This window comes from Amycolatopsis sp. NPDC051903 (assembly GCF_044452505.1).
Classification (GTDB): Bacteria; Actinomycetota; Actinomycetes; order Mycobacteriales; family Pseudonocardiaceae; genus Amycolatopsis.
Genome location: NZ_JBITBT010000003.1, coordinates 349,569 through 374,684, shown reverse-complemented (window position 1 = coordinate 374,684; position 25,116 = coordinate 349,569). Strand labels below are relative to the sequence as shown.

Annotated in this window: 23 protein-coding genes and 1 riboswitch; of the genes, 13 read left to right on the top strand and 10 right to left on the bottom strand. The window is 71.4% G+C overall.

Features of this window, described 5'->3' with window-relative positions:
• Nucleotides 1–12: 12 nt before the first annotated feature.
• Nucleotides 13–1,752: an ABC transporter ATP-binding protein gene (locus tag ACIA77_RS09330; RefSeq protein ID WP_395885299.1), complete on the bottom strand. Its 1,740-nt coding sequence runs from the start codon at nucleotides 1,750–1,752 to the stop codon at nucleotides 13–15.
• Nucleotides 1,749–3,383: an ABC transporter ATP-binding protein gene (locus ACIA77_RS09325; protein WP_395885298.1), complete on the bottom strand. Its 1,635-nt coding sequence runs from the start codon at nucleotides 3,381–3,383 to the stop codon at nucleotides 1,749–1,751. Before ACIA77_RS09325 ends, ACIA77_RS09330 begins: the two co-directional genes overlap by 4 nt.
• A 210-nt stretch (nucleotides 3,384–3,593) precedes the next feature.
• On the opposite strand from ACIA77_RS09325, the gene purL reads away from it, so the two are divergent.
• Both purL and ACIA77_RS09315 read left to right on the top strand, forming a co-directional pair.
• Entirely contained in the window at nucleotides 3,594–5,921 is a 2,328-nt protein-coding gene (purL, locus tag ACIA77_RS09320; protein WP_395885297.1) for a phosphoribosylformylglycinamidine synthase subunit PurL, read from the top strand.
• A gap of 90 nt (nucleotides 5,922–6,011) precedes the next feature.
• Nucleotides 6,012–6,587: a TetR family transcriptional regulator gene (locus ACIA77_RS09315; RefSeq protein WP_395885296.1), complete on the top strand. Its 576-nt coding sequence runs from the start codon at nucleotides 6,012–6,014 to the stop codon at nucleotides 6,585–6,587.
• On the opposite strand, the gene ACIA77_RS09310 is transcribed toward ACIA77_RS09315, so the two are convergent.
• From ACIA77_RS09310 to ACIA77_RS09290, 5 genes are all read right to left on the bottom strand, one after another.
• Nucleotides 6,568–7,644, bottom strand: a complete 1,077-nt coding sequence (locus ACIA77_RS09310) for a pentapeptide repeat-containing protein (RefSeq protein ID WP_395885295.1) — start codon at nucleotides 7,642–7,644, stop codon at nucleotides 6,568–6,570. The genes ACIA77_RS09315 and ACIA77_RS09310 overlap by 20 nt on opposite strands.
• A gap of 3 nt (nucleotides 7,645–7,647) precedes the next feature.
• The gene (locus tag ACIA77_RS09305) at nucleotides 7,648–8,547 is read right to left on the bottom strand and encodes a hypothetical protein (protein ID WP_395885294.1); all 900 of its coding nucleotides are present in this window, start codon (nucleotides 8,545–8,547) and stop codon (nucleotides 7,648–7,650) included.
• Nucleotides 8,548–8,724: 177 nt separating this feature from the next.
• Entirely contained in the window at nucleotides 8,725–9,621 is an 897-nt protein-coding gene (locus ACIA77_RS09300) for a lysozyme (RefSeq protein ID WP_395885293.1), read from the bottom strand.
• Between the two features lie 173 nt (nucleotides 9,622–9,794).
• Nucleotides 9,795–10,589 (bottom strand): lysozyme, encoded by a 795-nt coding sequence (locus ACIA77_RS09295; RefSeq protein ID WP_395885634.1) that lies wholly within the window; start codon nucleotides 10,587–10,589, stop codon nucleotides 9,795–9,797.
• Between the two features lie 277 nt (nucleotides 10,590–10,866).
• Entirely contained in the window at nucleotides 10,867–11,535 is a 669-nt protein-coding gene (locus ACIA77_RS09290) for a type VII secretion system-associated protein (RefSeq protein WP_395885292.1), read from the bottom strand.
• A gap of 59 nt (nucleotides 11,536–11,594) precedes the next feature.
• Here ACIA77_RS09290 and ACIA77_RS09285 point away from each other — a divergent pair, with 59 nt between their 5' ends.
• The 7 genes from ACIA77_RS09285 (at nucleotide 11,595) to arfB (ending at nucleotide 17,281) form a co-directional block, all read left to right on the top strand.
• Nucleotides 11,595–11,975 (top strand): sterol carrier family protein, encoded by a 381-nt coding sequence (locus tag ACIA77_RS09285; protein ID WP_395885291.1) that lies wholly within the window; start codon nucleotides 11,595–11,597, stop codon nucleotides 11,973–11,975.
• A 187-nt stretch (nucleotides 11,976–12,162) separates the two neighbouring features.
• The gene (locus tag ACIA77_RS09280; protein ID WP_395885290.1) at nucleotides 12,163–13,041 is read left to right on the top strand and encodes a helix-turn-helix domain-containing protein; all 879 of its coding nucleotides are present in this window, start codon (nucleotides 12,163–12,165) and stop codon (nucleotides 13,039–13,041) included.
• A gap of 326 nt (nucleotides 13,042–13,367) precedes the next feature.
• On the top strand, nucleotides 13,368–13,607 hold the full coding sequence (locus tag ACIA77_RS09275; protein ID WP_395885289.1) for a DUF397 domain-containing protein: 240 nt from the start codon (nucleotides 13,368–13,370) through the stop codon (nucleotides 13,605–13,607).
• A complete protein-coding gene (locus ACIA77_RS09270; RefSeq protein WP_395885288.1) occupies nucleotides 13,594–13,977 on the top strand; it encodes a hypothetical protein in 384 nt (127 codons plus the stop codon). The genes ACIA77_RS09275 and ACIA77_RS09270 overlap by 14 nt, the downstream gene beginning before the upstream one ends.
• 214 nt (nucleotides 13,978–14,191) lie before the next feature.
• Entirely contained in the window at nucleotides 14,192–15,718 is a 1,527-nt protein-coding gene (purF, locus tag ACIA77_RS09265; protein WP_395885287.1) for an amidophosphoribosyltransferase, read from the top strand.
• Between the two features lie 30 nt (nucleotides 15,719–15,748).
• The gene (gene purM, locus ACIA77_RS09260) at nucleotides 15,749–16,819 is read left to right on the top strand and encodes a phosphoribosylformylglycinamidine cyclo-ligase (protein ID WP_395885286.1); all 1,071 of its coding nucleotides are present in this window, start codon (nucleotides 15,749–15,751) and stop codon (nucleotides 16,817–16,819) included.
• A 33-nt stretch (nucleotides 16,820–16,852) separates the two neighbouring features.
• Nucleotides 16,853–17,281, top strand: coding sequence for an alternative ribosome rescue aminoacyl-tRNA hydrolase ArfB (gene arfB, locus ACIA77_RS09255; RefSeq protein WP_395885285.1), 429 nt, complete (start codon nucleotides 16,853–16,855; stop codon nucleotides 17,279–17,281).
• A 475-nt stretch (nucleotides 17,282–17,756) separates the two neighbouring features.
• Here arfB and ACIA77_RS09250 read toward each other — a convergent pair whose 3' ends face one another.
• The 3 genes from ACIA77_RS09250 to ACIA77_RS09240 all read right to left on the bottom strand — a co-directional run bounded on the left by ACIA77_RS09250 (nucleotide 17,757) and on the right by ACIA77_RS09240 (nucleotide 20,753).
• On the bottom strand, nucleotides 17,757–18,506 hold the full coding sequence (locus tag ACIA77_RS09250; protein WP_395885284.1) for a GNAT family N-acetyltransferase: 750 nt from the start codon (nucleotides 18,504–18,506) through the stop codon (nucleotides 17,757–17,759).
• A 432-nt stretch (nucleotides 18,507–18,938) separates the two neighbouring features.
• Nucleotides 18,939–19,598: a VanZ family protein gene (locus ACIA77_RS09245; RefSeq protein WP_395885283.1), complete on the bottom strand. Its 660-nt coding sequence runs from the start codon at nucleotides 19,596–19,598 to the stop codon at nucleotides 18,939–18,941.
• Between the two features lie 258 nt (nucleotides 19,599–19,856).
• Entirely contained in the window at nucleotides 19,857–20,753 is an 897-nt protein-coding gene (locus ACIA77_RS09240) for a Gfo/Idh/MocA family protein (RefSeq protein WP_395885282.1), read from the bottom strand.
• A 39-nt stretch (nucleotides 20,754–20,792) separates the two neighbouring features.
• Nucleotides 20,793–20,929: riboswitch (cobalamin riboswitch) on the top strand.
• A 15-nt stretch (nucleotides 20,930–20,944) separates the two neighbouring features.
• On the opposite strand from ACIA77_RS09240, the gene ACIA77_RS09235 reads away from it, so the two are divergent.
• From ACIA77_RS09235 to ACIA77_RS09220, 4 genes are read left to right on the top strand one after another with little or no spacing between them, the layout of a single operon-like run.
• Nucleotides 20,945–21,580, top strand: coding sequence for a hypothetical protein (locus ACIA77_RS09235; RefSeq protein WP_395885281.1), 636 nt, complete (start codon nucleotides 20,945–20,947; stop codon nucleotides 21,578–21,580).
• Complete coding sequence (locus ACIA77_RS09230) at nucleotides 21,573–22,646, top strand: CbiQ family ECF transporter T component (RefSeq protein ID WP_395885280.1); 1,074 nt, start codon at nucleotides 21,573–21,575, stop codon at nucleotides 22,644–22,646. Before ACIA77_RS09235 ends, ACIA77_RS09230 begins: the two co-directional genes overlap by 8 nt.
• A complete protein-coding gene (locus tag ACIA77_RS09225) occupies nucleotides 22,643–24,256 on the top strand; it encodes an ABC transporter ATP-binding protein (protein WP_395885279.1) in 1,614 nt (537 codons plus the stop codon). The genes ACIA77_RS09230 and ACIA77_RS09225 overlap by 4 nt, the downstream gene beginning before the upstream one ends.
• Nucleotides 24,253–25,035, top strand: coding sequence for an ECF transporter S component (locus ACIA77_RS09220; RefSeq protein WP_395885278.1), 783 nt, complete (start codon nucleotides 24,253–24,255; stop codon nucleotides 25,033–25,035). The genes ACIA77_RS09225 and ACIA77_RS09220 overlap by 4 nt, the downstream gene beginning before the upstream one ends.
• The last annotated feature ends 81 nt before the right edge of the window (nucleotides 25,036–25,116 follow it).

Below are 25,116 nucleotides of genomic sequence, written 5' to 3'. Positions count from 1 at the left end.
GGCACAACAGGATTACGACGCCGCCGCCACCAACCGGGCGTACGGGCCCGAAGCGGCCATCAGCTCCGCGTGCGAACCGAGCTCCGTGATCCGCCCGCCCTCGACGACCGCGACGCGGTCCGCCGCCGCGGCCGTGTGCAGGCGGTGGGCGATCGCGATCACGGTGCGCCCGGCGAGCACCGCGTTCAGCGAGCGCTCCAGTTCGCGGGCGGAACCCGTGTCCAGCAACGAAGTCGCCTCGTCGAGGACCAGCGTGTGCGGGTCCGCGAGCACCACGCGCGCCAGGGCCAGCTGCTGCGCCAGCGCCGCCGGAACCGCGTACGCGCCCGAACCCAGCTTGGTGTCGAGACCGTCCGGCAGGGTCGAAAACCACGTCGACGCACCGGCCGACGACAGCGCGGCCAGCAGTTCGCCGTCGGTCCACTCGCCGCCGTCCTGGCGGGCCGGCAGGGAGAGGTTTTCCCGCAGGGAACCGGAGAACGTGTGGTGCTCCTGCGTCAGCAGCAGCACCTCGCCGCGCAGCACGTCCTCCGCCAGGGCCGACACCTCCGTGCCACCCACCAGGATCGACCCCGACGACGGTGCCGAGATCCCCGCCAGCAGCCGCCCCAGCGTCGACTTCCCGGCACCCGACGGGCCGACGATCGCGAGCCGCTCGCCGCGCGGCACGACCAGGTCGATGCCGTGCAGGACCTCGCGATCGGCCGTGTACCCGAAGCGCACGTCGCGCACCTCGATGTCCCGGCCCGCCGGCGCGGCCGAAACCGAAGCGCGCGAAGGCGCCGGCTGCACCCCGAGGATCCGGCGCGCGGCGGCCAGCGCCACCTGCAGGTCCTCCATCCAGAACAGCGCCTCGTTCAGCGGCGCGGTCATGGCCTGCGCGTACGCGAGCATCGTCGTGATCGTGCCCAGGTCCGCCCAGCCGTGCGAATACGCGAACACGCCGATCAGCAGCAGCGCCGCGATCGGCAGCACGTAGCTGATCTCCAGCGACGGCAGCCACCGAAGCTGCAACGCCCGCATCCGCCGCTCGCCCAGGACCGCCTCGTCCAGCGCGTCGCGGCCGACGCGCACGCGGCGTTCGGTCAGGCTCAGCGCTTCCGTGGTGCGCGCGCCCTCCACCGTCTCGTGCGTGGCCGACTGAAGGTCGCCCCAGCGGTCGAGCATCCACGCCATCAGCGTCGGGATCCGGCGCTGGTACCAGACGTTCACGGGCACCAGCAGCGGCAGCGCCACCAGCAACGCCAACGCCAGCGGCGGCGACGTGGTGATCATCGCGGCGGTCGTGAGCAGCACCGTCACCACGGCGATCAGGATCTCCGGCGCGGCGAAGCGCACGGCGTGGTCGAGCCGGCTGATGTCGCTCGTCGCGCGGCTCAGCAGGTCGCCGGTGCCCGCGGCCTCGACGGTGCCCAGCGGCAGGCTGAGCGAGTTGGCGACGAACCGTTCGCGCGTCTGGGCGAGCACGCGCTCGCCGAACATCCGCCCGCGCAGCCGCGCCGCCTTCTTCGCCCACGCCTGCAGCACCAGCGCCACGATGAACCCGGCCGCCAGCAGGTCGACGCGGGTTCCGCTACCGCCGTCGACGACACCCTGCACGAGCAGGCCGAGCAGCTGCGGCCCGACCAGTCCGATCAGCGTCGCCAGGCAGAACAGCCCGAGCATCACCGAGAACTCCCGCCGGTGCTCGGCGGCCGTGCGCACCGCCCAGCGCCGCACGTCGCGCCTCGACGCGAGGGGCAGCCGCTTCACACCGTCACCGCCTTCTCGCTCACGACCTCGTCGGCCACATGGGTCCACAGTGGACTCTGGCTGAACACCACCGTCGTGCGGCCGCGCCGCAGCTCGGCCACGCGCCGGGTGATCCGCGCCTCCGTGTGCGCGTCGACGGCCGACGTCGGCTCGTCGAGCAGCAGCACGTCGGCGTCGGTCGCCAGCGCCCGCGCCAGGCTCAGCCGCTGGCGCTGCCCGCCCGACACCTCGCGCCCGCGCTCGCCGATCAGCTCGTCGACTCCCCGGGGCAGCGCCTCGATGATGTCGTCGGCATCGGCCGCGGACAGGGCGTCTTCGACGCTCACCGCACTCGGCCGCGCGGGCGCCAGCTGGTCGCGCAACACGCCCGAGAACCACAGGTCCTGGTTGTGCGCGTACACGACCCGGGAACGCAGCTCCGCCAGCGCCACCTGGTCCACCGGCACCCCGCCCACGAGCACGCGCTCGCCCTCGGCCGCGTCGGCGAACCGCGCCATCCGCTCGGCGATCGCCTCCGCCCCGGCGCCCAGGTCGACGACCGTGAGCTTGCCCGGCTCGACGCGGATGCCGCTCTCGGTGTCCACCAGCTCCAGCGGCCCGGCGGGCAGCGGCACCGGCGAATCCGGTTCCGCCAGTTTCGGCTGCAGCGACAGCAGGCCGCACACCTTGCGCGCCGCGACGAGCCCGGAGCTCACCGCGCCCACGGCCTCCGTCGCCGTGTCCACCGGCACGATCAGGAACGCCGACACGCCGTAGAACGCCACCAGTTCGCCGACGCCGATCGTCCCGTCGAGCGCGAGGTGCGCACCCAGCCACGTGATCGCGACGGTGACCAGGCCCGGCAGCACGATCGCCGCCGCGGCCAGCCACGCCTCCGCGCGCCCGACCTCGACACCCGAGCGGCGCACGAGCTGGCTCGCGGCGCGGAACCGCTTCAGGAACCGCCGTTCACCCCCGACGCCGCGCAGGATCCGCAGCCCGGACACGATGTCGGCGCCCAGGGCGTTGACATCGCTCAGGTTTTCGCGCTGCACGGTCTTGCGCTTCTGCAGCGGCCGCAGCAACGGCCCGATGCCCAGCACCGCCAGCGGCACACCGACGAGCGCCACCACGCCGAGCAGCGGCGACGTGCCCAGCATCGCCACACCGATCACCACGAACGCCACGACCGAACCGACGGTCCGGCCGATCACCTCGTACGTGTTGCCGATCCAGTTGATGTCCGACGACGTGACAGCCACGACGTTGCCCGTGGTCGTCGCGTCGCGCAGGGTCGCGCCCAGGCGCGTGGTGTGCGCCGTGACCAGGCGCTGCGTGGTGCCCGCGCCGTGCAGCCACATGCCGTAGGAGGTGAAGTGCAGCCACGTGCCGAAGCCCGCCTGGAACACGCCTAGACCCGCGGCGACGAACGCCCACCGCCACAGCGCACCCGTGTCCTCGGCCGCGATCGCGTCGATGCCGCGGCCGATCACGAGCGGCAGCAGCGCGCTCGGCAACGACCAGCAGGCACCCGTGAGCGCGGCCGTCACGACCATCCACGGGCGCGAGCGCAGCACCGCGAACAGGTAGCGGCCGGCCGTCGGCCGGGCAGGCAGCCGGGGCGTGGCGAAGGGATATGTGGCGGAGAGCACGATAGTCGACGGTAAGTGCGCCGATGCAGCTCGCGCGACTCATTTACCAATCGGGCCAAAAGTAGGCGGACACCCAGCCGGACGTTACCGCGTGAGCCAACTGTTTCCGCCGTGGCTGTGGTCGGATTGGTAAACGAGCAGATCAGTATCCAGGGGCGAACGATCCGGGCGGCTGTGGGTGTGACCTGGCCGACACGTAGTCTTGACGGTGTGGCGAACCCTGACACGGACACTGGGACAAACACTGTGACCAGCAGCTCTGTTATCGCAGACACCACCGCGCGGGCAGCGGAGACCCCTGACACCACGCAGCCCTACGTCGAGCTCGGTCTCGCCGAAGACGAGTACGCCCGGATCCGCGAGATCCTCGGCCGCCGGCCCACCGACGCCGAACTGGCCATGTACTCCGTCATGTGGAGCGAGCACTGCTCGTACAAGTCGTCGAAGAAGCACCTGCGCTACTTCGGCGAGACGGCCACCGACGAGATGAAGGCGAAGATGCTCGCGGGCATCGGCGAGAACGCCGGCGTGGTCGACATCGGCGACGGCTGGGCGGTCACCTTCAAGGTCGAGAGCCACAACCACCCGTCCTATGTGGAGCCGTACCAGGGCGCGGCCACGGGCGTCGGCGGCATCGTCCGCGACATCATGGCCATGGGCGCGCGCCCGCTCGCGGTGGCCGACGCGCTGCGCTTCGGCCCGGCGGACGCACCCGACACGAAGCGCGTGCTGCCCGGCGTGGTCGCCGGTGTCGGCGGCTACGGCAACTGCCTCGGCCTGCCGAACATCGGCGGCGAGCTGGTGTTCGACCCGTCCTACAGCGGCAACCCGCTGGTCAACGCCCTGTGTGTGGGCGCCATGCGGGTCGAGGACCTGCACCTGGCGTTCGCCTCGGGCACGGGCAACAAGATCATCCTGTTCGGCGCGCGCACCGGCCTCGACGGCATCGGCGGCGTGTCCGTGCTGGCGAGCGACACGTTCTCCGGCGACGAGACGGCGGCCGGCCGGCGCAAGCTGCCGAGCGTGCAGGTCGGCGACCCGTTCACCGAGAAGGTGCTCATCGAGTGCTGCCTCGACCTGTTCAAGGAAAAGCTCGTCGTCGGCATCCAGGACCTCGGCGGGGCCGGGCTGTCCTGCGCGACGTCGGAGCTCGCGGCCGCCGGTGACGGCGGGATGCACGTCTACCTCGACCGCGTGCCGCTGCGCGCCACCGGCATGACGCCCGCCGAGGTGCTCTCGAGCGAATCGCAGGAACGCATGTGCGCGGTCGTGGCGCCGGAGAACGTCGAGGCGTTCATGGCCGTGTGCGCGAAGTGGGACGTGATCGCCACCGACATCGGCGAGGTCACCGACGGCGACAACCTCGTGATCACCTGGCACGACGAGGTCGTGGTCGACGTCCCGGCCCACACCGTCGCCCACCAGGGCCCGGTGTACGACCGGCCGATCCAGCGCCCCGCGAGCCAGGACACGCTGATCGCGGACACGTCGGCGGCGCTGCCGCGGCCGTCGACGCCGGACGAGCTGCGGGCCGACGTGCTCAAGCTCATCGCGGCGCCGAACCAGGCGTCGAAGGAATGGGTCACGGCGCAGTACGACCGCTACGTGCGCGGCAACTCCGTGCTCGCCCAGCCGTCCGACTCCGGCATGATCCGCATCGACGAGTCGAGCGGCCGCGGCGTGTCGGTGGCCACCGACTGCAACGCGAAGTTCGTGTACCTCGACCCGTACCGCGGCGCGCAGCTCGCGCTGGCCGAGGCGTACCGCAACGTCGCCACGGGCGGCGCCACGCCTGTCGCGGTGTCCGACTGCCTGAACTTCGGCGCCCCGACCGACCCGGCCGTGATGTGGCAGTTCGAGCAGGCCGTGCACGGTCTCGCCGACGCGTGCGTCGAGCTCGGCATCCCGGTGACGGGCGGCAACGTGAGCTTCTTCAACCAGACCGGCGACACGGCGATCCTGCCGACGCCGGTGATCGCCGTGCTCGGCGTGATCGACGACGTCACCCGCCGCATCCCCACCGGCATCGGCGCGGAGGCCGGCGAGACGCTCCTGCTGCTCGGCGACACCCACGACGAGCTCGACGGCTCCGCCTGGGCGCGCGAGCTCCACGGTCACCTCGGCGGCGTGCCGCCGCGCATTGATCTGGCCCGCGAGAAGCTCTTGGGCGAGATCCTCGTCGCCGGCTCGCGCGACGGCATGATCTCCGCCGCCCACGACCTCGCCGACGGTGGCCTCGCCCAGGCGCTCGTCGAGACCGTCCTCATCGGACAGTGCGGCGCGCGGGTCTTCCTCGACCGCGACCAGGACCCGTTCGTGCAGCTGTTCTCGGAGTCCTCGGGCCGCGTCCTCGTCGCGGTGCCGCGCACGGAGGAGCTGCGCTTCACGGAGATGTGCACGGCCCGCGGCCTGCCGTGGCGCAAGACCGGCGTGGTCGACCCGGAGTCCGGCACGCTCGAACTGCAGGGCATCACGGAGTTCTCGCTCGACGAGCTGCGCGAAGCGTGGGAAGGCACGCTGCCGGCGCTGTTCGACTGAGGCACCGCTGACGGAGGGCCGCTTCCCCGAGAGGGAGCGGCCCTTCGTCGTTCGTGTCAGCCACTGTGAGGCCGGAGTTACACTCGGCCCATGGTCAGCGAAGGACGGCGCGGCGGGCTGCGCGAGGTCACGCGCAGGGCGGTCACGGCGGAGATCTCCGCGAAGGCGATGGAGCTGTTCGCCGAGCGGGGGTTCGAGGAGACGACCGTGGACCAGATCGCGGCCGCGGTCGGGGTGTCGACGCGGACCGTGTTCCGGTACTTCGCCGGCAAGGAGGACATGGTCGTCGGCAGCCTGATGGACCTCGGGCACGAGCTGGCCCGCGCACTGGAAGCCCGCCCCGCCGAAGAAGAACCGTGGGTCGCGCTGCGAGCGGCGCTTCAGGTGTGCGTGGTGTCGCTCGAGGAATCGGGGATCAGGCGCGCGCGGATGCTGGCCGAGACGCCCGCGTTGCGCATCGCCTTGCTGCGCAAGCACCTGCAGTGGCAGGAGCTGCTGGTACCGGTCCTGGCCGAGCGGCTCGAGGACGAACTCGCCGCCCACGCGCTCGCGGCGGCCGCACTGTCCTGTTTGGACGTCGCGGGGTTCGAGTGGACGCGCGGGCAGAAACCGTTGGGTGAGCTGCTGGACCGGGCGATCGCGGCCGTCAGTTCCCGGCCACGGTGATCCGGGCGACGCCGTCGTCGAGCGGTTCCAGCAGCCAGCCCTCGGGCAGCTGGTTGTCCTTCACCGCCCGCACCTTCGTGTTGTACAGCGACAAGTGCTCCGGCACGCGCGCGAACCGAAGGTCCGTCTGGCCGCCGAACGACGCGTGGCGCAGGTCCAGTGAGTCCTCGAACACCACGCCGGTGAACACGGCGTCCTTGGTGAACACCGCGTCCTTGAAGGCGGTGCGCCCGGCGAACGTCGTCTCGGTGAAGTCGGCGTTCTCGGCGAACGAAGTGCCGCTGAACCAGGCGTAGTCGAGGAACTTCGCGCCGCGGCAACGGAAGTTGCCGATGAGCCGCCCCTTGCCGGTGCCGGCGGCGGTGAAGTAGGCGCGGTCGGTGATCACACAGCCGCTGAGGTTCGTGCTGCTGTGCAGCGACGCGTAGCGCAGCAGCAGGCGACCGATCTTCCGGCGGGACAAGTCGAGGTACTCCACCACGGCGCCGGTCAGGTCGAGGTCGTAGCTCGGGGCGTCCACTTCGGACGCCCACGGCAGCAGTTCGGCGACGAGGCGCTGCGCGGTCAGCCGCACCTGCAGCTCACGCTCCACCTCGGGCTCGGGATCGGCGCGGTCCGGCCCGTGGTAGCGGGAGTGGTCGAACGGCCGCCGCAGGTAGGAACACAGCACGTCGAGCACCGTCTGCGTGTACTCCGGCCGGCTGCGCGCCAGGCCGGCCAGCGCGTGCAGCGCTCCGACGCGCACCTGATCGGCTTCGTGCCCCAGCAGCTCCACGGACTTGGCGAACCGCTCGTCGGACACGCGCTCGCGGTCCTGGTCGGCGCGGCGCATCTCCAGGTCGTGGCGCTGGCGCTCGATCTCCTGGCGCGCCTCCTCGACGCGGCGGCGCCGGTCGTTGAGCCACAGCGCGTACAGCGCGACGACGGCGCCCCCGGCGAGACCGCCGGTCTTCAGCGCGTCGCTGCGGCTCGTGGCGGGGTCGGCGAGCAGCCAGCCGCCGACCCCGACGAGCAGCAGCACGGACGCGACGAACGTCCAGAGCAGTGGGGACCGCACGCGTCAGACGGCCAGCACGAAGAAGAACCCGATGCACCAGTTGCCGCCGACGCTGGTGGCGATCACCGAGCCGTTGGCGTCCTTTCCGGACAGGGAACCGCCGACGCTGGCGGTGACGGTCGCGGTGCCGTCGTAGCCCTCGACCTTCAGCTGCGGCTCGCCGCCGGTGGCCTCGTCGATGCTGTCCTTCGAGAAACCCTCACTGCCCTGGCACGTCATCGCGGTGGCACCGGCGGCGTCCTTGGCGTTGATCTTGGCCACGAAGTCGTCGACGGCCTGCTTGCCCTCGGCCGGCGAACCGCTGCCGTCGCCGGTGCCGGGGATGTCCGTCTCGTCGGTCGGCAGGCCCGGCTCCGACGGCTCACCCGTCGGCAGCTGCGGCCGTGACGTGTTCGGCGTCGACGCCGGCGGCGGCGCGGGGTTCTGCGACTGCGCCGTGGTGCCCGAGGAGTCCTTGCTCAGGAAGAAGCCGGGCGCGACGAACCCGGTGATGCCGAGCGCCACCACGACCACCACGGCCACCGCGATGCCGATCCACAGCCCGGTCTTGTTGTTCTTCGGCGGCTGCGGCCCGCCGCCGTACCCGCCGCCGTACGGCTGGTTCGGGTCCCAGCCCTGCTGCGGGTACTGCTGGGTGCCGGGGTAGGGCTGCCCGTACGGCTGGGTGCCGGGGTAGGGCTGCTGGCCGTACTGCTGCGTGTTCGGGTCCCACCCGGGCTGCTGGCCGTACTGCGGCTGTGGCGCGTTGGGGTCCCAGCCCGGCTGCTGCTGTGGCGCGTTCGGATCCCACCCCGGCTGCTGACCCGGCTGCTGCTGGGGCACCCCGCCCGGCCCGGGTTGCTGCCAGCCCTGGCCGTAGGGGTCGGGCTGGCCGCCCTGCCCGGGCTGCGGTGGGTAGGTCATCTCCGGTTCCGCCTTCCTGCTGCACCGTCTCGCGCCGTGGTCTGACGACCGGCGAGCGCCGGCGGTTCCTGCCCCGCCCCACGTGACCAGCATTCTGCAAGGTCGGACGGCCCGGCACAAAAGAGGCTCCCGGCCGCACGCGGCGGCCGGGAGCGTCGTTTTCCCGTCAGGAGTGGCTCAGCCGTTGGCCAGCGCCTGCACCCGGTCGTAGGCACCGTTGAAGGTGTCCTGGTCGAGCGGGCTCGAGGTGTACTGCCAGACGGTGTAGTAACCCCAGCCGTTCGGCAGGGTGCCGGCCGACGAGGCGTACCGCGCGACCCACAGCGGCACCGTGCTCGAGAAGTTCTGCGACGTGCCCACGCACTGGTTCCACCAGCTCGTCGAGGTGTAGATGACGGGCCAGCGGCCGGTCTTGGCGTGGTAGGTGTCGTGGAAGTCGCGGATCCACGAACCCATCGCGGCCTGGCTCAGGCCGTAACACGTCGCGCCGTACGGGTTGTACTCCATGTCCAGTGCGCCCGGCAGCGTTTTGCCGTCCTTGGACCAGCCGCCGCCGTGGGCGACGAAGTAAGTGGCCTGCGCCGCGCCACTGGAGGTGTTCGGGGTGGCGAAGTGGTACGCGCCGCGGATGAAGCCCTGGTTGTAGGAGCCGTTGTATTGCTGAGTGAAATAGGGGTTGGTGTAGGACGTGCTTTCTGTCGCCTTGGTCCAGACGAACCGCTTGCCCTGGCTCCACCAGCTCGCCCAGTTGACGTTGCCCTGGTAGCTGGCGACGTCCATGCCGGCCACAGTGGCCAGTGCTTGGTTCGGGATGGCGGCCGCGGGCTGCGGCTGCTGGGCGGCGACCTTCGACGCGGACGTCGACTCGTCACCCTCGACGCGCCGGATCTGGGACCCCAGTTCGTGGTTGTGCGCCTGGATGTCGGCGTTGATCGAATTGACCTGGCTCGTCGTGAGGACCGAACCGGGTGGTGCGGCCAATGCCGGTGCTCCTGCGCCGAGCAGGAGCGCCACGGTGGGGACGGCCAGGACGGAGAGCAGGGTTGCTCGCAGTCCTCTTCGGGAAGTGGACATCGTTGAATCCCTTCACAGATACCCTCGCTGTGAGCGGCTATGTGCAGGTAGCCGCCCGGGGGAGATTCTTGATGACGGTCTTCGGTTTGTCATCAAGTTCCGTGAATTCACATGGACGCGTGGGTGATTTTCATCGGTTCCTGATGACTATTCCGTGGTCCGGCAACAAATGTTCACCCGATTGCCAGATCGCGGAGGGTTGCCAGGGGACCGTTGAGCCAGTTCTGGTCTCCCGGCAGCGTGCCCTTGTCCGCGAACTGCCAGATCGCCTGGCTGTGCCAGCCGGCCGGCAGTTCGCCGATCTGCGTGTTGTAGCGCGCGAGCCACAGTGGATTCGCGCCGAACGCCGCGCTGTTGCCGGTGCAGCGTTTCCACCAGCTCGTGGACGTGTAGATCGCCGGCAACCGGCCGGTCCGGGCGCGGTAGGTGTCCGAGAAGGACCGGATCCACGCGACCAGGCCGGCGGCGTCCTTGCCGTAACAGGTTTCGCCGTAGGGGTTGTACTCCAGGTCCACCGCGCCCGGCAGCGTCTTGCCGTCGTTCGACCAGCCGCCGCCGTGCGCGAGGAAGTAGTTCGCCTGCGCCGCGCCGTCCGACACGTCGGGCCGCGCGAAGTGGTACGAACCACGGATGATCCCGGCCTGGTACGAACCGTTGTACTGCTGGGCGAACTGCGGGCTGACGAACCCGGTGCCCTCCGTGGCCTTCACGTAGACGAACTTCGCCCCGGCCTTGACGGCCGCGGTCCAGTCCACCGCGCCCTGGTGCCCGCTCACGTCGTGGCCGAGCACCTGGTCGCTCGCGGTGTACTCCACGTGCGGGGCGCCTTCGACGCCCTCGTACTTCTCGATCTGCGAACCGGCGTAGTGGTCGTCCGCGCCCTGGTAGCTCGGCGCGGCGGTGGCCGGGGCGCACAGGGCGAGCCCGGTGCAGACCACAGTGCCCCACGCGGTGGCACCCCCCAGCACGGTCCGCTTGAAGGAAACACGGTCGGTGACCCGGCGCAGCAGCGGACGACGCTTCACCCTGGACTCCCCACCGGACGCGTGTACTCCTTCGCAGTGCACGATGCCCGGAAGCCGCCGTTCCTGCGACTCGGTGATCACCCGACCGGGTCAGTTGCGCAGGTCGAGACCAGGCGGTTTTCGTGTGGGTGACAGGCCCCGCGTACGAAAAGGCCCGCCGTCCGGAGTGGACGGCGGGCCTTTTCGTGAACCGCCGGTGTGAAAATCCCGGCGGGGAACTTCAGCGCCGTTCTTCGGCCACGGCCTTGAGGAGGTGCTCGGCCGGGACGACGGCGGTGATGAGGTCGTGCGGGTTGATCGTCAGCGGGTGACCGGCGAGCAGGCTCACGATGTCGCGGCCCAGCACGGCGCGCGCGTGCGGCCACTCGCGCGGCACGAGCGACTTGGTCGTGTACGCGGGCACCATCACCCGGCCGTCGGCGTTGTGGAAGCCGATCACGGTGCGCTGCACGGGCGAGAGGGCGTAGACGAACAGCGTCGAGTCGAGGATGACCTTCGGCAGGTCCTCGGCCGGGCGGTGCTCGGTGCGCACGAGCTGCAGCAGCCGCTCGAGCTCGGTCTTGGGCTCGGGGAAGCCGAGCGCCTTCGGCGAGGGGCGGTAACGGTCGTTGGGGTGGAAGTCCTCGACGACGTCACCCGCGGCGTTCACCGGGTACGCGCCCACCACGGCCCACGACGGCACCGGGCCGGCCGGGTCGAAGGCCTCGTCGATCACGTAGAGCCAGCTGTTCGGGTTGGCGCGCGCGTTCGCCCGCATCTCGGGGGTGATCTCCGGTTTGCCCTGCGGTCCGCGCCGGCCGTGCCGGCCCGCTGCGGCCGGCTTGCCCGCCGCCTTGCCGCGGGGACCCGCGGGGGAAACCATCCGATCTGCCTCGTCCCGTTGCGCCATCGCCGTCCCTCGGTGCCGGGTGCCTGAATGTCGGTCCGACGTCACTCTACTGTTGAGCCATGGCCTCTTCGCGTTCGGTCGATCCCGCTGAGTTACGGGCGGCGATCTGGGCCGTTTCGAGCTGGTTGCGAGGTGAGGGCCCGGATCCGGCCCGCCCCGAGCTGGCCGCCGCGGTCCGGCTGAGCCTGCGGACGCTCGCCGCCGACGCACCGGGCCGCAGCGTCGAGGTGCGGGTGCCGCCGTTCGCCGCCGTGCAGTGCGTCGAGGGTCCCCGCCACACCCGCGGCACGCCGCCCAACGTGATCGAGACCGACGCGCGGACGTGGCTCGAGCTGGCGACCGGCCTGCTCGAGTGGACCACCGCCGTGGAGGCCGCGCGCGTGTCCGCGTCGGGCTCGCGCGCCGACCTCTCGCACTGGCTGCCGGTGATCCGGCTTTGACCGTCCGTGGTCTTGACCTGTGATTACTCACCTGTCCGTGTGCTTCCGGGCGCACTCTCCGTAGAATCGTGAGGACAAACGCGACGCGAGCCAAGCCGTGCTATACGGGTTGGCTCTGTACGTGTACTTTGGGTAGCCGGGCTGGAATCCCACAGGTCAACGAGCGGCGCACGGAAGGTCCCGGTCAATGAACGCGGTGAACGCGTCCGGTGGCGAGCAGAGTCTCGGCCCGACTGCGCGCCGGATGATCCTGGGCTCGCAGCTGCGCAAGCTGCGTGAGGAAGCCGGGATCACGCGCCAGCAGGCCGGCTACAACATCCGCGGTTCCGAGTCCAAGATCTCGCGCCTCGAGCTGGGCCGCGTCGGCTTCAAGGAGCGCGACGTCGCCGACCTGCTCACCATGTACGGCGTCGCCGACGACGAGGAGCGCCGCGCGTTCCTCGACATGGTGAAGCAGTCGAACGAGGCCGGCTGGTGGCGCAAGTTCGGCGACACCGTGCCCGGCTGGTTCACCGACCTCGTCGGGCTGGAGGAAGCCGCGTCCCGGATCCAGATCTGGGAGCCGCTGTTCGTCTCCGGCCTGCTGCAGATCGAGCCGTACGCCCGCGCGATCTTCAGCCACGGCCGCCCGGAGATGGCCGACGAGAAGGTCGACCAGCTCGTGGCCCTGCGCATGCGGCGGCAGAAGATGCTGGCCCGCCCCGACGCGCCCCGCATCTGGGCGGTGCTCGACGAGTCGGTGCTCTACCGGCCGATCGGCGGGCCGAAGGTGTTCAAGCAGCAGCTGGAGTACCTGCTCGAGGTGACCACGCTGCCGCACGTGTCGGTGCAGATCCTGCCGTACTGCCGCAGCGGTCTGTCGGCCGAGCACGGCTTCGCGCTGCTGCGGTTCGCGGAGACGGAGCTGCCGAACATCGCGTACGTCGAGTACCTGACCGGTGCCCACTACCTCGACAAACGCGACGAGATCGAGAAGTACGGCCGTGCGCTCGACCTGCTGGCCGTCGACGCGGAGACGCCGGAGCGCAGCCGTACCCGCCTGGCGAAGCGGCGCGCCGAGATCTGAGTGGGGTTTCGGCGGTTCCGCTGAAAACTTCGTCCTCACCCCTGGGTGGTGTTCCTTCACGCACTGCCACTGGGTGATCGGAGGTTCTTCGCTCTACGCGACGAACCCGCGATCAACAGCAACTCTGCGTGATATTTCACCCCTTCGGGTGGCGCTCCGTACGTCCGACAGGGACTTTCTACTGAACTTTGTCGTCACGCAGTGAGAAACTTGCAGAAACTTCTGCACGTGCATTTACCACTGCATGAGCGCGTGCTAGCGTCCCAGTCACAGGTAGATGCACGTGCAGATGCCTGAGCTTTTCACCGTCCCGGAAGGTGGGGATCATGGCTCAGCGGTTCGAGAACGGCGTTCCGGCCGATCGTTTGACCGGCGCCCAGTGGCGCAAGGCGAGCTACAGCGGCGCCGTGGGCAACTGCGTGGAGGTCGCTCCGCTGGCCTCGGGAGAGATCGCGATGCGCAACTCCCGCTTCCCGACCGGTCCCGCGCTCGTCTACACGCGCGCCGAGATGGCCGCCTTCCTCGCCGGGGCGAAAGACGGCGAATTCGACGATGTCCTCGGGTGAGGCCCTCGGGTCCTGCTGCGACGTCGAGGCCGGCCTGCAGGAGCTCATGAGCCGCGGGTACCAGTTCGTGCACCAGACGGACGCGAGCGGTGAGGTCGAGGCCGTGGTCGGCGTGCGGGTGCACGACAACGTGGTGGACGTCGTCCGGCTCAACGCCGAGGACGACGCCGTCGCGACGCGGCTGCCGGGAACTGAGGACAACGTCTTCGACCCCGAGAAGTGGCTGTGGCGCCGCAGCGGCGACGCGGCCGGTGTGCTGACCGAGGTGCTCGCCCTGCCCGACGAGGACGACGACACCGCCCCCGCGCCCGCCAAGGGTTGCTGGGTGCCCGGGCGTGGTGGCACGTCCAAGTGGCTCGCCGCCCGCTGAACACCCCCGAACTCCAGGCCCCGGCCGACGTGCACGAGACACGACGGCCGGGGCCTGGCTCACGTCCGGGACCGGTTGCAAGATCAACACCGGTCCGAAACGCGAGCACCGATCTCCCCGGAAGTGGGCAGCACCACGTCTTGTCCGGTGAACACGCCCTTAACACCCCTTACACTTGGACTTGGCCCGACCACGTCTTCCTGGGAGCACCTCGGTGGTTTCCGACCATTCCGCCAGCCCTGATCAGCCCGAACCGGAACCCCGTGAGGAGTGCGGCGTCTTCGGCGTCTGGGCTCCAGGCGAAGAAGTCGCCAAGCTGACCTACTACGGCCTGTACGCGCTACAGCACCGTGGGCAGGAGGCTGCCGGCATCTCCGTCTCGGACGGTTCGCAGATCGTCGTCTTCAAGGACCTCGGCCTGGTGAGCCAGGTGTTCGACGAGCAAGTGCTGCAGTCGCTGCAGGGGCACATCGCCGTCGGGCACTGCCGCTACTCCACGACCGGCTCGACGATCTGGGAGAACGCGCAGCCGATCTTCCGCACGACCGCCACCGGCAGCGGGATTTCGTTCGCGCACAACGGCAACCTCGTCAACACCGCCGAGCTGCGCGACCGCACCGCGGCCGCCGGCCTCAAGCCGCACGCCGGCCTGACGGGTTCGTCCAGCGACTCCGACCTCGTCTGCGGTCTGCTCGCCGCGAACGCCGCCGACAAGGGCATCGAGGCCGCGGCCATGGAGCTGCTGCCGACACTGCGCGGCGCGTTCTGCCTGGTCTTCGCCGACGAGAACACCCTGTACGCCGCGCGCGACCCCCACGGCGTGCACCCGCTCGTGCTCGGCCGCCTCGAGCGCGGCTGGGTCGTGGCGAGCGAGACGGCCGCCCTCGACATCTGCGGCGCGTCGTTCGTCCGCGAAGTCGAGCCCGGTGAGCTGATCGCCATCGACGCCGAGGGGCTGCGCTCGTCGCGCTTCGCGAGCCCGGAGCCGAAGGGCTGCGTGTTCGAGTATGTCTACCTCGCCCGCCCCGACACCACGATCGCCGGCCGCAGCGTGCACGCCACGCGCGTGGAGATCGGCCGCCGCCTGGCGGGCGAGCACCCGGCCGACGCCGACCTGGTCATGCCGGTGCCGGAGTCCGGCACGCCGGCCGCGATCGGGTACGCGCAGGGCTCGGGCATCCCGTACGGCACCGGTCTGGTGAAGAACGCCTACGTCGGGCGCACGTTCATCCAGCCGTCGCAGACGATCCGGCAGCTGGGTATCCGCCTGAAGCTGAACCCGCTGCGCGACGTGATCCGCGGGAAGCGGCTCGTGGTGGTGGACGACTCGATCGTGCGCGGCAACACGCAGCGGGCGCTCGTGCGCATGCTGCGGGAGGCCGGCGCGCTCGAGGTCCACGTGCGGATCGCGTCGCCGCCGGTGCGCTGGCCGTGCTTCTACGGCATCGACTTCGCCTCGCGCGCCGAACTGGTGGCCAACGGCGTCGACCTCGACGGCATCCGCCGTTCCATCGGGGCCGACTCCCTGGGCTACATCTCGCTCGACGGCCTGGTCGCGGCGTCGGAACAGCCCCGGTCGCGGCTGTGCACGGCCTGCTTCTCCGGCGAGTACCCCATCGACCTGCCCGACGACGCCCTCATCGGCAAGCACCTGCTGGAAAGCATGGACTCGGTCAATGGGGCGGCGACTCCCGTCAGCCCCGCCGGGTACGGTGCCGAAGACGCCGTCCGGCGTCCCTAGTCAGAGTTGTCCAGTAGGGAGTCCGCTTCCGTGAGCGAGTCCACGAGCGCCACGTACGCCGCCGCCGGCGTCAGCATCGAAGCCGGTGACCAGGCCGTCGAGCTGCTCAAGCCCCACGCCGAGCGCGCCACGCGGCCGGAGGTGCGCGGCGGCGTCGGCGGGTTCGCCGGGCTGTTCTCGCTGAAGCTGGACAAGTGGAAGGAGCCGGTGCTCGCTTCGTCCACCGACGGCGTCGGCACCAAGATCGCGGTCGCGCAGGCGCTGGACAAGCACGACACCGTGGGCATCGACCTGGTGGCCATGGTCGTCGACGACCTGGTGGTCACCGGCGCCGAGCCGCTGTTCCTGCAGGACTACATCGCGGTCGGCAAGGTCGTGCCGGAGAAGATCGCGGCTCTGGTCGGCGGCATCGCCGAGGGCTGCGTGCAGGCCGGTTGCGCGCTGCTCGGTGGCGAGACGGCCGAGCACCCGGGCCTGATGGGCGAGCACGACTACGACGTGTCGGCCACCGGCGTCGGCGTGGTGGAGGCGTCGCAGCTGCTCACGCCCGAGAAGGTGCGCCCGGGTGACGTCGCGCTGGCGATGGGCTCGTCCGGCCTGCACTCCAACGGCTACTCGCTGGCCCGGCACGTATTGCTGGACATCGCGCGCATGCCGCTCGACGGGCACGTCGAGGAGTTCGGCCGCACGCTCGGCGAGGAGCTGCTGGAGCCCACGAAGATCTACGCGAAGGACTGCCTGGCGCTCGCCGCCGAAACCGAGGTGCGGACGTTCGCGCACATCACCGGCGGTGGTCTCGAGGCGAACCTCGCGCGCGTGATGCCGCGCGGCCTCGTCGCGCGGCTGGAACGCGGCACGTGGACCCCGGCGCCGGTCTTCGCCCTGATCGGCCAGCGCGGCAAGGTCGAGCGCGCCGAGCTGGAGAAGACGTTCAACATGGGCGTCGGCATGGTCGCGATCGTGGCGGCCGAGGACGTCGACCGCGCGCTCGCGGTGCTCACCGCCCGCCACGTCCCCGCCTGGATCCTCGGCGACGTCCAGCCGGCGGAAGACCCGGACGGCCCGCGCGCGGTGCTGTCGGGGGACCACCCGCGGTTCTGACTTTTCGGTTGCCCCGGCTGCGAGACTGGTCCCGTGACTGAGGACGTGCCCGTCGGCTCCCGCTTCGTGATCCCCGCGGCGGAGCTGCGCGAGCGCTTCTCGCGCTCCTCGGGCCCCGGCGGCCAGGGCGTGAACACGACGGACTCGCGCGTGGAGCTGTCCTTCGACGTCGCCCGCTCGGCGGTCGTCCCGGAGGCGTTGCGGGCGCGGATAGTGGACCGCCTGTCCGGCCGCCTGGTCGACGGCGTGCTGACCATCGCCGCCAGCGAACACCGCTCCCAGCTGCAAAACCGCGACGCAGCCCGCGAGCGGCTCGCGGACGTCCTGCTGAAGGCCTCCGCACCGCCACCCGCTAAACGCCGCCCGACCAAGCCGTCGCGCGGCTCGAAGGAACGCCGCCTGGCGGCGAAAAAACGCCGCAGCGATGTGAAACGCAGCCGGGGCGGCCGCTTCGACGATTAGGTCAGGTCGGTGCCGCGCGGGTGGTCCGGTCGCGTGTGGTGGCTCGGGTGCGAGTGGTCCCCTGGTGCCGTTGGCTCGGCACGACCGGTCCACTCGCGGAGGTGAGGCGGCGCGAGTGGACCGTTCGTGCAGCGAACGGGCGTGGTGGCTCGGGTGCGAGTGGTCCCCTGGCGCCGTTGGCCGGCGTGAGCGGTCCATTCGCGGAGATGAGGTGGTGCGAGTGGACCGTTCGTCATTGTCGTGGCGGGGCCGCCCGATTTGGCGATCGATTTGCGAGAGTGATGTCGCCGCGCGATCGGCTTGGCGCGGGTGGTTCGGCGGCGTCATCAAGGTGGAGCGAGCGGTCCACTCATGCGATCCAGTTGGTGCGAAGGGGCCGTTCGCTCACTTGGGGCCGCGCTAGCGGTCCACTCGCGCGGGTAAGGCAGCGCGAGTGGACCGTACGTGCAGCGAACGGGCGGGATCGGCCCGAGGGCTACCGCCGTGGCAGCGACAGGTGCACGCACTCACCCGCAGGCTGGTAGCCGACGCGGCGGTACACCGTGGCGATGCCCAGGTCGCCCGGGGTGAGGAAGGCCGTGGGGGCGCCGCGGGTGTGGACGAGCTGCGTGAGGTGCGCGGTGATCGCCGCGGCGATGCCGCGGTGGCGGTGCGGCTCGGCGACCGCGATGCCGGCGATCTCGGACGTGCCGTGGACGATCTCGAGGGCGAAGCCGCCGCCGGTGATGGCGCCGGTGGCGGTGTCTTCGGCGAGGACTGCGCGGTCGCCGAAGGAGCGGGTGCCGGCGAGTTCGGCGGCGGAGACTTCGGGGGATTCGCCGAAGGCCACGTTCTGCGTCGAGCGCAGGCCGAGGAGGTCGGCGTCCGACGAAGGGGTGCGCAGGGTGATGCCGGCGGGAGCCGGGCGCGCGACGAAGTCCGAGACGCCGCAGGTCATGACCGGGACGCGGCGTTCCAGCTCGTAATCCTGGCCGACGAGCGCGGCCTCGAGCGCCGGCGCCGCTTCGGTGAAGAACTCCAGCCGGGGCAGTAGCCCACGACGGGAGTAGGCCGTGGTCAGCGCGGCGATCTCCGCGGGCGACGGCGTGGCGCCGTCGTCGGGGATGGCGTAGTTGAGCATCGGGTGGTCGGAGTCGCGGGCGAAGGTGGCGAGGAACGGGCCGATCCGTTCGACGGCACGGTTGCGAGGTGCGGTGGCGCGGACATACGCCTGAAGGGCGGACATGCTGGATGAACCCTTTCGGGGGTTGAAGGAAACCGCGCGAGGCGAGGCACGAGGACCGCGCCGAAGAGCCACGGGCAACTCACGCACGACGCGGGGAACCCCACGCACGCCTCGGCACGCAGAACCCCCACGCGACGAGGCACGTGAGAACCGAGCGCGAAACGAAAACCCGGCACACGACGAGGCACGTGAGAACCGAGCGCGAAACGAAAACCCGGCACACGACGAGGCACGTGAGAACCGAGCGCGAAACGAAAACCCGGGCAGCGCACAGCGCGAGACCCGCACCCAACTCGGCGCGAGAAGAGAGACTCGCGTCAGGCCGGGCGGCCGTCGCGAGCAGCGGCGGCGAACATAGGCGTTTCCTTCATCCGGGGGATCGGCACGATCCGCTCAGCAACTTCAGTCTCCCGGCACCCGCAACCGAATTCTTCAACGCCGCTCCGGATGCCCCACCCCCGCGTACCTCGTGTCCCACACCGACCGGGGGACGCGCAGGCGCACGGGGGCGTCACAGACCGTCCGCCGGACCTGGCGGGGGATCGAGACGACGGGCGCGACGTCGAACACCCGCCACCCGCGGCGGGTCAGTGCGGCGCCCAAGGTCGCGCCGATGGTGTTCAGCAGCACGTCGTCCGTGGAGGTCACGCGCCCGGTGTGGATGAGGAACTGCGTGGCCTCCACCAGCACGGACGCGGCGAACGCGGTCAGCGCGATCCGGGTCAGCGAACGCATGCGGCGCAGGCGCAAGGGGACGAGGCCGCCCAGTGGTGACAGCAGCAGCACGTTGCCGATCACCTGCCACAGCGAGCCGTCGTCGGAGAAGGCGGCGGAGAGGTCGGCGCCGGGGACCAGGTCGAGGGTGCTGACGGGCGCTGAGCCGACCGGCATGGTCACCAGGCACAGCACCAGAACGCCCACGGTGACCGCCGAAACGTCGACGGCGGCGGTCGCCGACGCGTGGCCGAGGCTCACGTCGCCGCTTCTTCGGCGCCTGCGCACCGTGAGCAGCGGCCAGCAGAGCAGCGCGTAGGGCAGCGCGATGGCCGTGACCGGGATGATCCCCCAGAAAGCGCGCAGCAGGGCTCCCATGCGCTTCCCTTCTCGAACCCCTCTGAACTGCTTCTTCCCACCCTTCCAAGATCACCTTCGCATTGGGAGATCAACTCGGCACGCCCAGCGGGGCGCACTATTCGGTGATCTTTCCGCTGGCGCGAAACGGCTTCCCGTGGTTCGGTCGAGGCGCGGACCGTCCATAGTGGATGCTGTGGACAACTCTGTGGAAGAAGCCGGAAGGCGGGGCGAAAAGCCTCCGTCCACAAGGGAAAACAGGGGCTCGGCCCCTGTGTATTACCCGGCCAGTTCGCGGGCGCGTTCGATGAGCGCGGACAGGTGCACGCCGCGGTGGACGTCGCACGGGTGCGTGGTCGTGCCGCTCGCGACCATCGCAGCGAAGTCGTCCAGCAGGGCGGTGTAGGACTCGCCGGCCGTGCCCGGCTTGCGACCGAGCGTGCGGTACCCGTGGTCCCCGTAAACGGCGATTTCGGCCACGGTCGGCTGAACCGGCAGGCGCAACGACAGCGTCGCGGTGCTCGTGGCGCCGCCCTCGTGCGCGAACATCAGCTGCCACAGGTCGTCGGGCCCGCGGTGGGCCGCGAGCACGTCCGTGATCCGCCCGAGGGCGGCGTCGAGCAGGTCGAACGCGTGCGGGCCGACGTCGGCGAGCGCGCCGCCCGCCGGGTCGAGCCGCCAGGCCGAAGCCGCGTACTGGCCGCCGAGCAGGGCGCCCGACAGCCACCGCGCGCCGCCGCCGCGCCAGCCGCCCGATCGGGCGAGGCCGTCGAGCCAGTCGCGCGTCTGCTGGGAGAACCGCAGGGTCAGCATCACCAGCGACGCGACTCCGGCCTGCGAAACCGCGTCGGCGAGCCGCCGCGCGCTCGCCAGGTCGGGTGCGATCGGCTTCTCCAGGATCAGGTGCTTGCCGGCCGCGGCCGCGCGCGCCGCGATCTCGGCCTGCACGGCGGGCGGGACGGCGAACGCGAGCGCGTCGACCTGGGCGAACAGTTCGTCGAGGTCGTCGGTCCCCACCGCGCCGTGGGCTTCGGCGAGCGCGCGGGCGTTCTCGGCCCGGCGGCCCCAGACGGCGGAGAGCTGCGTGCCCGGGTGGTCGGCCAGCCCCGGTGCGTGCACCGTGGTCGCCCACGGCCCGGTTCCGACGAGGCCGACGCGCAGCTGTCCCAGGTCCACACCCGGAAGTGTAGGTGTGGGCGGCACCGCTTCCGGCGGGTACCTCCGGTGGGTTAACGTCGGACAGCTGAACACCACGAACGGGGGAAGCCGGTGGGAATCCGGCGCTGACCCGCAACCGTGATCGGCCCGCGCGGCCGTGAGCCGGATCGCCCGTGCGTGGTCCGATTCGATGCGAGGACTCATCAACGATGCGGTTGTTCCCCGTGCGGCTGTTCGCCGCCTGTGCCCTGCTGCTCGGTGCCGGTCTGTCCGGTGCCGCGCCCGCCTCCGCGACCGTGCCCGGCAAGGGCACCGCGGGCTACTGTCCCGACGCCACCGGCGTCACCGTGGTCGTCGACTTCCAGGACCTGGGCGGCGACACCCTCATCCGCTGCGCCCCCGGCCCGCAGGAGAACGGCGTGACGGCCCTGCAGAACGCCGGCCTCGACCTCGCCGGCGTCGGCAAGTACGGGCTTGCGCTGATCTGCAAGATCGAAGGCAAACCGGCCGACCAGTCGTGCTCGGCGATGCCGCCGGAGAGCGCGTCGTGGAGCTTCTGGACGGCGGCGAACGGCGGGAAGTGGGCCTCGAGCCAGGTCGGGGTGCAGAGCTGGCAGCCGCCGGCCGGCAGCTTCGAGGGCTGGTCGTTCGCGCACGACAAGTCCTTCCAGGACTACCCGCCGCCGCGCGTCGCGCCCGTCCGCAAGGCCAACGCGCCCGCGCCGGCACCGACGGCAGCGAGCAGCAGCAACGGCTTCCCGACCGGGCTCGTGGTCGGGCTCGTCGTGGTCGTGGTGCTCGTCGGCGCGGGCCTGGTCGCCGCGGTGCGGCGCCGGCGTGCTTGAGCCGCGGGCGCTGCATCCGGGCGCGTGGTGGGTGTGGGCGCTCGGGCTCGCCGTCGCCGCGAGCCGCACCACCAACCCGCTGCTGCTCGCGCTCGTGCTCGCCGTGGCGGGGTTCGTGGTCGTCAGCCGCCGCGGCGACGCGCCGTGGGCGCTGGCTTTCCGCGTGTACGCGTGGGTGGCGGGCGTGATCGTGCTGTCGCGCGTGCTGTTCCGGATCCTGATCGGCGGCGAGGACGGCGGGCACGTGCTGTTCACGCTCCCGGCCATCCCGTTGCCGGCGGCCGCCGCCGGGATCGAGCTGCTCGGCCCGACCTCGGCCGAAGAGCTCCTCGGCGGGTTCTACGACGGCCTGCGGCTCGCGACGATCGTGCTCTGCGTCGGCGCCGCGAACGCGCTGGCCAACCCGAAACGCCTGCTGAAAGCCGTGCCGGGCGCGCTGGCCGAGGTGAGCACGGCCGTCACCGTCGCGCTGTCGGTGGCGCCGCAGCTGGTCGAGAGCGTGCAGCGGGTGCGGCGGGCGCGCCGGCTGCGGGCGGCCCGCGGGCGCGGGCTGCGGTTCCTGCGGGGGATCTTCGTGCCGGTGCTGGCGGACGCGATGGACCGCTCGCTCCAGTTGGCGGCGGCCATGGATTCGCGGGGGTACGGCCGGCGCGGGCACCTCGAGCGGCGCGTGCGGGTGGTGATCGCGGTGTGCGTGCCGGCCGGGTTCGCCGGGGTCGCCGTGGGGATCTACGGCGTGCTCGACGGGTCGGCGGGCTGGTTGGGCGTGCCGATGCTCGTGGCCGGGCTGGTCGTGGCGGGCGCCGGGTTCGTGCTGGGCGGGCGGCGGATCCGGCGCACGACGTACCGGCCCGACCCGTGGCGGCTGCCGGAAACGCTGGTGGCGCTGTGTGGCGTGCTCGCCTGCGCTCTGGTGCTGGTGGCTTCACCGGCGTCGCTGGAGACGCCCGTGAGCCCGCCGAGCTGGCCGACGTTGCCGGTGTTGCCGGCCGTGGCCGTGCTGATCGCGGTGCTGCCGGCGTGGCTCGCGCCGCGCCCGGCGCCGCTCGTGGAGGTGGCGAAGTGATCGAGTTTTCGCAGGTCAGCGTGACGTACGACGGGGCTTCACAGGCCGTGCTGCGCGACGTGAACCTCGTGGTGGAGGAGGGTGAGCTGTGCCTCGTCGCCGGGCGCACCGGCGTCGGCAAGTCGACCTTCCTCGGCACGATCAACGGCCTCGTCCCCCACTTCACCGGCGGGCGGCTGGCCGGGCGCGTGCTCGTCGACGGCTTCGACACGGCGACGCACCCGCCGCGCGAGCTGGCGTCCGTGGTGGGCGTCGTCGGGCAGGACCCGCTCGCGGGGTTCGTGACCGACACCGTCGAGGAAGAACTCGCGTACGCCATGGAGCAGCTGGCCGTGGCCCCGGACGTGATGCGCAAGCGCGTCGAGGAGACGCTCGACCTGCTGGGCATCGCGGACCTGCGCGACCGTCCACTTCGGACGCTGTCGGGCGGGCAGCAGCAGCGCGTGGCGATCGGGTCGGTGCTCACGGCGCACCCGCGCGTGCTCGTGCTGGACGAGCCGACGTCGGCGCTCGACCCGACGGCCGCCGAGGAGGTGCTGGCCGCGATCACGCGCCTGGTGCACGACCTCGGGACGACCGTGGTCGTCGCGGAGCACCGGATGGAGCGCGTCGCGCAGTACGCCGACCGGCTGCTGTACCTGCGGGGTGACGGTGCGGTCGTGTCCGGTCCGCCGGCGGAGGTGTTCGCGGAGGCCGACGTGGCGCCGCCGATCGTGGAGCTGGGGCGGCTGGCCGGGTGGTCGCCGTTGCCGCTGTCGGTGCGCGACGCACGGCGGAAAGCGGGGCCGTTGCGGGAGCGGCTGGCTTCGGCCGTGGTGGCCCGGCCGGCGGCCGCGCCTACGGACGACGTGCTGACGGCCCGGGCAGTGCAAGTGCGCTACGGCGGCGTAGTCGCGGTGCGGGGGGTCGACCTGACGCTGCGGCGCGGTGAGGTCGTGGCGCTGATGGGGCGGAACGGGTCGGGGAAGTCGTCGTTGCTGTGGGCACTGCAGGGCAGTGGGCCGCGGTCTGCCGGCGTGGTTTCCGTGCTGGGCGTGGATCCGGGGGCCGCGCGGCCGCGGGTGGCGCGGTCGCGCGTCGGGCTGGTGCCGCAGACGCCGGGTGACCTGCTGTACCTGGATTCGGCCGAGGCGGAGTGCCGGCAGGCGGACGCGGAATCGGGCGCTTCGCCCGGGACGACGCGGTCGTTGCTGGACCGCCTCGTGCCCGGTGTCGATCCCTCGGCCAACCCGCGGGACCTGTCGGAGGGGCAGCGGCTGGCGCTGGTGCTGGCCGTGCAGCTGGCCGCGGCGCCGCCCGTGGTCCTGCTCGACGAGCCGACGCGCGGGCTCGATTACCCCGCGAAGCGGCACTTCGCGGCGGTGCTCGCTTCGCTGGCTTCGGCCGGGCACGCGGTGCTGCTGGCGACGCACGACGTGGAGTTCGTGGCCGCCGCCGCTGCGCGGGTCGTGGTGCTGGCCGAGGGTGAGGTCGTCGCGGACGGGCCTACTGCCGACGTCGTGGTGTCCTCGCCCGCGTTCGCCCCGCAGGTCGCGAAGGTCTTGGCGCCGCAGGAGTGGCTGACGGTGGACGAGGTCGCGCGGGCGCTGCGGTCCGAGGTGGCGTCGTGACGGACTTCCTCGGCCCGGCCGTGCGGCTCCGGTTCCGCTCGGCGCTGGTCCTGATCCCGGCGGTGGTGTTCGGCCTGGTGATGTTCTGCTGGCCGCTGTTCGCGACGTCGCGCCCCGACGGCCACACGGCCGACGCGCCGTTCGTCTTCCTGGTGACGCTGCCGGTGCTCATCCTGATCGTCCTGGCGGAGCTGTCCAGCGGCGGCCTCGACGCGAAGGCCCTCGCGCTGCTCGGCGTGCTGTCCGCAGTGGACGCCGCCCTGCGCCCCCTCGGCGCCGGCACCGGCGGCATCGAGCTGGTGTTCTTCCTGCTCGTGCTCGCCGGCCGCGTCTTCGGCCCGGGCTTCGGCTTCGTCCTGGGCGCGACGTCGCTGTTCGCCTCGGCCCTGCTGACCGGCGGCGTCGGACCGTGGCTGCCGTTCCAGATGCTCGCGTCGTCCCTGGTCGGCCTCGGTGCCGGGCTCCTGCCGCGGCGGGTCCGGGGCCGCGGGGAGCTTGCGCTGCTCGCCGCGTACGGGGTTGTGGCGGCGTACTTCTACGGCCTCGCGATGAGCATGTTCACCTGGCCGTTCCTCGCCGGCACGTCGGCACTGGACTTCGTGCCGGGCGCGCCACTGGGCGAGAACCTGCACCGGTTCCTGGTGTTCACCGTGCTGACGTCCACGCTGGGCTGGGACACCGGCCGCGCCCTGACGAACCTGATCGCGATCCTCGTCCTGGGCCCGGCGATCCTGACCATCCTCCGCCGCACCGCCCGCCGGGCCGCGTTCGTCCGCTGAGGCGCGGGATTTCGCCGGGTCCGAGGGGACCGTTCACGCCACTCCCGACGACCGACGGGACCGTTCGTACCTGCGTTCTCG

Bases quoted from the DNA above. Each gene is read 5' to 3' on its own strand.
- ACIA77_RS09280 (WP_395885290.1), top strand. From the start codon at position 12,163: ATGAACGCGGTGAACGCGTCCGGTGGCGAGCAGAGTCTCGGCCCGACT.
- ACIA77_RS09250 (WP_395885284.1), bottom strand. From the start codon at position 18,506: ATGTCCGCCCTTCAGGCGTATGTCCGCGCCACCGCACCTCGCAACCGT.
- ACIA77_RS09235 (WP_395885281.1), top strand. From the start codon at position 20,945: ATGCGGTTGTTCCCCGTGCGGCTGTTCGCCGCCTGTGCCCTGCTGCTC.
- ACIA77_RS09290 (WP_395885292.1), bottom strand. From the start codon at position 11,535: ATGGCGCAACGGGACGAGGCAGATCGGATGGTTTCCCCCGCGGGTCCC.
- ACIA77_RS09245 (WP_395885283.1), bottom strand. From the start codon at position 19,598: ATGGGAGCCCTGCTGCGCGCTTTCTGGGGGATCATCCCGGTCACGGCC.
- ACIA77_RS09300 (WP_395885293.1), bottom strand. From the start codon at position 9,621: ATGTCCACTTCCCGAAGAGGACTGCGAGCAACCCTGCTCTCCGTCCTG.
- ACIA77_RS09285 (WP_395885291.1), top strand. From the start codon at position 11,595: ATGGCCTCTTCGCGTTCGGTCGATCCCGCTGAGTTACGGGCGGCGATC.
- ACIA77_RS09275 (WP_395885289.1), top strand. From the start codon at position 13,368: ATGGCTCAGCGGTTCGAGAACGGCGTTCCGGCCGATCGTTTGACCGGC.
- ACIA77_RS09305 (WP_395885294.1), bottom strand. From the start codon at position 8,547: ATGACCTACCCACCGCAGCCCGGGCAGGGCGGCCAGCCCGACCCCTAC.
- ACIA77_RS09315 (WP_395885296.1), top strand. From the start codon at position 6,012: ATGGTCAGCGAAGGACGGCGCGGCGGGCTGCGCGAGGTCACGCGCAGG.
- ACIA77_RS09270 (WP_395885288.1), top strand. From the start codon at position 13,594: ATGTCCTCGGGTGAGGCCCTCGGGTCCTGCTGCGACGTCGAGGCCGGC.